Origin of the sequence: Clostridium sp. AM27-31LB, assembly GCF_003480745.1 — a bacterium.
Taxonomy (GTDB): Bacteria; Bacillota; Clostridia; order Lachnospirales; family Lachnospiraceae; genus Butyribacter; species Butyribacter intestini.
Window position 1 is genome coordinate 1 of sequence record NZ_QUJS01000018.1, and the last position, 5,463, is coordinate 5,463.

6 protein-coding genes are annotated in these 5,463 nt (G+C 30.9%); all 6 read right to left on the reverse strand.

Going from position 1 to position 5,463, the window contains the following annotated elements; genetic code table 11:
• On the reverse strand, positions 1-748 hold a 748-nt coding region (locus DW721_RS15715; protein ID WP_147355424.1), incomplete at its 3' end, for a hypothetical protein.
• Entirely contained in the window at positions 723-1,979 is a 1,257-nt protein-coding gene (locus DW721_RS15720) for a hypothetical protein (RefSeq protein ID WP_118746293.1), read from the reverse strand. The genes DW721_RS15715 and DW721_RS15720, both read right to left, overlap by 26 nt.
• 187 nt (positions 1,980-2,166) lie before the next feature.
• On the reverse strand, positions 2,167-2,592 hold the full coding sequence (locus tag DW721_RS15725) for a hypothetical protein (protein WP_118746294.1): 426 nt from the start codon (positions 2,590-2,592) through the stop codon (positions 2,167-2,169).
• A 26-nt stretch (positions 2,593-2,618) separates the two neighbouring features.
• Positions 2,619-3,215 (reverse strand): accessory gene regulator B family protein, encoded by a 597-nt coding sequence (locus DW721_RS15730; protein ID WP_147355425.1) that lies wholly within the window; start codon positions 3,213-3,215, stop codon positions 2,619-2,621.
• A gap of 102 nt (positions 3,216-3,317) precedes the next feature.
• Positions 3,318-4,610: an ATP-binding protein gene (locus DW721_RS15735; protein WP_118746296.1), complete on the reverse strand. Its 1,293-nt coding sequence runs from the start codon at positions 4,608-4,610 to the stop codon at positions 3,318-3,320.
• Positions 4,610-5,329, reverse strand: coding sequence for a LytTR family DNA-binding domain-containing protein (locus tag DW721_RS15740; RefSeq protein WP_182436370.1), 720 nt, complete (start codon positions 5,327-5,329; stop codon positions 4,610-4,612). The genes DW721_RS15735 and DW721_RS15740 overlap by 1 nt, the downstream gene beginning before the upstream one ends.
• Positions 5,330-5,463: the final 134 nt, after the last annotated feature.

Sequence of the window (5,463 nt, forward strand, 5' to 3'; positions counted from 1 at the left end):
CAAAAATTATCAACACAGTGATATACGGTGACATATTATACAAATCCCCAAACTGTCTCGTGGGATCAAATATTAAAGACGGTGTCATAAATGACGGCAGAAAAGGAATCTTTACCCATATATACTGAAATATAAACCAGAGTATCATTGGAAATGCTATGACAAGTTTTTTGTTTGGCACAAATATTGAGATAAATAATGTCATAAGTGAATAAAACGCATAACACAGACCTGATATAACTGCCAATGTAAAAAGATATTCCGTGTTTCTACCTGCAAGAAGTAATAGATTGTCTGTAACTCCGGAAATTGATTCTGGCGATTTTGGAAACATCGATGCCCCATAAACTATTGACACACCAAAAAAGCAAAACAAAATTGCAATAAAACCACATACAAATGCTCCTGTTAATGTCTGTATTATTTTGGAAAACACATACCTGTTTACTCCCATCCTGTTTATACGCATATATACCGAGTTTTCCTCGTAATCAGCCGCATACAAAACAGCTCCGGTGCACGCTGCAAGACAGTATCCTACAATACTAAAAAAGCCTACATTTAAAAGATAATAATATGTAACACTATCCGTGTATCCTGTCTTTAAATCAGCTACAAAATTTTCACTTGAACATACATCAAGCAGCGTTACCGTTCCACACAATATAACTATAATGATAAATACCGGTGATATAAACCACCTCCGCCATTCCATAATTTTTTTACCATGGTATAATTTCATTTCCATAACACTCCCCTGTATATCCGTCGTAGCAAAAATATGCAATTCTTTCTATTGATTCTTCATTATCATAAACTCCCACCAACCACACTGGTGTAATTACCGGCTTAACAGTTTTGGAACTGTCACTTGCATAGTAAGCAGCATACTGAAGCTCTATGGATTTAATCTTAACCTCATCTACAAGCAATTTTTTCTCATAAAATTTAATAACCTCTTTTAATGCTTTATTTGGCGAAATAATCTTCTGTTCATTCTTATATACACTGCCTGTCTCCCTAAAAGAATCAGCTTCTATATACTCAAGCTTTCCTTCACAAAATACAAGATATACCGATGTATCATACATTGAGCTCAAATGATCATTACCGGCACTTGTTGTCTTTGCCCATTTATCAGGTTTCTCATCCGCTTTTACCTGATAACCGGGATCAATATCTGAAAACTTAAGATTATCAACATCCTTATAAAATGCGAGCAAATCATACTGTTTTCCATTGTATTTAAGTTCTATACTCTGAGTATCGTTGATAATCTTAGCAGATTTAGCATTTAATGAGCACATCCTGTATTCATCATTTATCTTTCTTCCTATAAGCTCCTCAACTGCTTTTTTATATGTGCCGACATTTTTTTCAATCATGTTAGTATAATCAGTTTTTATATCATCTATATCTGCTTGCAGCCCTGATATTACTGCACTTATATGCTCTTTATCACTTTTTTCACCCAACATATAAAAACTTGGACAAAAATATGTATCACTGTTTCCTGTTACATTGTTATATGTATCCCATACTATATGCATTTTATATTTATCACCGTCATCAGATTTATATGTTCCTTCTATAACGGGTTCATTTTTATAATTTCTATTAATTTTTTTCCATGAAAGCTTTCCCGGTATAAGTCTGTTTAAAGTTTTCTCCATTTCCTTTTGTGTTCTATTAAAAACAGTCGGGTTATCAGTAAACTTCTTTGATGTACCTTTTATTTTTTCTTTATACTGGTTCATATAATAGGACTTCATTCCATCCTTATATACTTCTGACTTTGTGACATTTGCGTCAACCTTAAATTTTTCATCAATATCAAACGAAGCATGACCATTTGACATTTCTTCTTCGCTCAGTTCCTGTCTGTATGTTTTTTTCTCTGTCTTATTCTGTTTGCCGCCACAACCTGTCAACAAACCTAATACACATATGATACATAATATTTGTTTAAATTTTTTCATTGGACATCCCTCTCTGCTAGATAAATTTTATGTCAGCAAGTCTTCACCCGCCACTTATTGCTCTACACAATAGAAGTTTAAAACTTCCCTGACAGTACTCAACAGTTGCCAAAAAGATATATACGATTATTGTATATATCTTTTTGACTTACATATCTTATACTATATTTTTAAATACTATTGATATTTATGGTATAAACTTGTAATTTACTTTCATACTTGATGACACAGAATGAAGATCTAGAGAACATCTGAAATAAAACGGATTCCCTTTAAGCCCCTTTCCATCTCTATATGGTGATGTTTTTTGCGTTCCCTTTGATGTTCCCCTAAATGTTGCTGGTCCTGCTGATACAATATTATTATTCTTGTTATAAACATAAAAATTAAGGGTATCATTATATCCAACACTCATATTGCAAGTAAATTTTGCAGCCGAACCTGAAGTATTTGACTTTGTAACTTTCCCATTTTTTAAAACTTCAACATAATTGCCTCTATCAATTGTAAAAGCACCACTATGTGAACCTGCCAAAGCCACATTTCCTGCACTCAGAGTCACTGCTGCCACAACTGCTAAAGCAGCTCCTTTTTTCACTAAACTGTATTTCATTATACTTTCCTCGCTTTCTTTTCCACTCAAGATATTTTATCTGAGCAGATATACATTTTATATTTTTCTGATAAACATCCGCATATCACTGATAATGCCACTATCATATCTGCTGCAATAATTCCATATACAACATTTAGGCAATGAATTCCGATACATATTCCTGCCACAATATTCTCCACAATCACAACAATTATTGTTTTTTTTCGATAAACAATACACTCAATTTCATCTAAGGTTTTGTTTGCCGTTCCTACAGGTGCCAATTTCCATATCACTATATCAGATAATATTAAAATCAACACTGATAATTTTTGAAATAGCTTTATATTATTTATCACTGAAAGAGAAACAATTATTGTAATTATAGTTAAAAGATAGCACCTTGCAGGAGTTGACGCATGAAATCCCCCTGCATATGTACGAAGCATCATAAAACTAATCATTAAAACTATTGACTGCAATACCTGTCCCATTATTACTCCTATGCTAATTGTAGTAATAACATTTAAACAGACATTTAACATTTGTTTTATACCAAATTCATATATCTCAGCTTCATCCTGCATTATAGAATTATTTTCTCCATAACCTTTCTCCTCCACAATATTTCTTCCAGCCACGCTACCATATCATACTTTTAACCATTTTTGTTTATATTTGTATAAATTAATATAGTTATTTGTATAAATTAACAGTTTGTATTTTTACAATCCGTCATTTATCTAATGTTTGTCCAAATACAAAACTATCTGTATTAAAAATTCATTTCCACTGTATCTTAATTCAACCTCTCCACGATATTTATCGACTATATCGTTTATACTCTGTAAACCTATACCATGCATTTTTTTATCTTTTTTCCTCGTGAGCAATTTTGTACCGTTATCTTTTACCACTGAATCAAAGCTGTTTTTTATATAAATAGACAAAGTTTCCTGTTCATACTCCATTTTTATTTTAATATAACGTTCATTCTCATTTCTGACCTTTAACACGGCTTCTATCGCATTATCAAGTGCATTTCCCAATACAACTGCCATGTCATCTTCATCTACTTCTAATTTTTCAGGAATCGCTATATCAGTTTCAACTGAAATGTTATTCTCGTATGCCTGCGTCATTTTATAATTTATTACACTGTCTATTGCTATATTTCCTGTCATACTGTATGTCTTTATTTGTTCTAATCTGTCCGCAAGTTTCCTTGTATATTCCGATACTGCCTTATTTCCACCATTATCTGACATTTCCTGTATCACTATCATTCTGTTTTTCATGTCATGTCTAAACTTTCTCAGTTCCTTATAATGCCTTTGAATAAGTTCTGACTGCTCATGATAATAGTCTCTTTCTTTCGCTAACAGCACTGCCCTTGAATGTTCCATAAACATTTCTGACAATGAATCATACAAATATATTACCGCAAAGTCACAAACAACCATACACAGCACTGATATAACAGATACTTTTTCTGACAAATGATTTTGCTGAAATATCATTATTTCCAGACATACTAAAGACACTGGAATTACAGCTATTGCAGTTACAAAAACCTTATTTACCGGTACATCATTTTTAATATTTTTATATCTTCTTATGATAAGGGTTATCATCCAAAATAATATTTCAATAATAATTTCATAAAATTCATTAATATGAATTGTTTTATCTGTAAATTCTAAATGTCCGACACCTATTACCATTGCAACCATAATCTCAGATATAAATGATGACAGATAAATTATACTTATAACCAAAATCTTTTTAGAAATCTTTGAAACATATCCAAGTGTTATCAAAAAATTGCTTACAAGGTAAATAAGCATATTTACAGGCATTATAAAATGCACATATCTTGATGCAACACCAATTCCAAATTTCAACAGATACGCACAAAACGTCAGATGTTTATCATTGCATCTTCCATCAAAAAATATAGTCATATATCTGTATATTATATATATATCAAAAACATCAATTCCTAAATGTAATATATTTTCCAGTAAACTCTCCATTAAATTCCTTTTCTCCTTATCTCCATATACATTTTCCTTATTGCCTTTCTACGAATCTGGCTTATAGGTAATACTGTTCCGTCGAAAAGAGTAACTTCCTCATATGCCATCTTTCTTATAAAATTGTAATTAACAATTATTGATTTATGTATAAACAAAAAATTCTTTGCCTTTAACTTTTTATATACCTTATCCAGCGAATCATAAAACTCATCCTCTCCATTTCTCATATATACTTTAACTTTACGATAACTACTTTCAAAATACATTATTTCAGACATTGGTATATCAAAAAATTCTCTGTTTTTCTTATAACTAAATATATAATTGTCCTGCTCTCTCAATATCATATATTTGTCTATTACCTTAAGCACCTTTTCTTTATCTAATGGTTTTTGCAAAAAATTAATAGGTCTGTAATCAAACAATTCCATTGCATATTCTGTTTTTGCTGATATATATGCTATCTGCACAATTTCATTATTCAATTTTTCTCTTATATATTTTCCAACCTCAATGCCATTTATTTTAGGCAGTTCAATATCAAGAAAAATCAAATCATAATCTTTATCTTTTAAAGATTTACATAAATCTTCTCCACATTGAAATATTTGTATTATAAACTCTACACTTTTTTCATCTGATATACTTCCAAGTATGTCTTTTAACTGTAAACAAATCTTATCCTCATCATCACATATTGCAATCTGTATTTCCATTTTCATTCCTCATCCTGTTTTCATTTTTTATAACCAGTATTTCTAATTTCAAAACAGACAGCATTTCCTCGCCTATGCTGTCTGAATTATCTTCATTTTTAATATTTTTATTTTACAAATGTCAAGTTTATCTA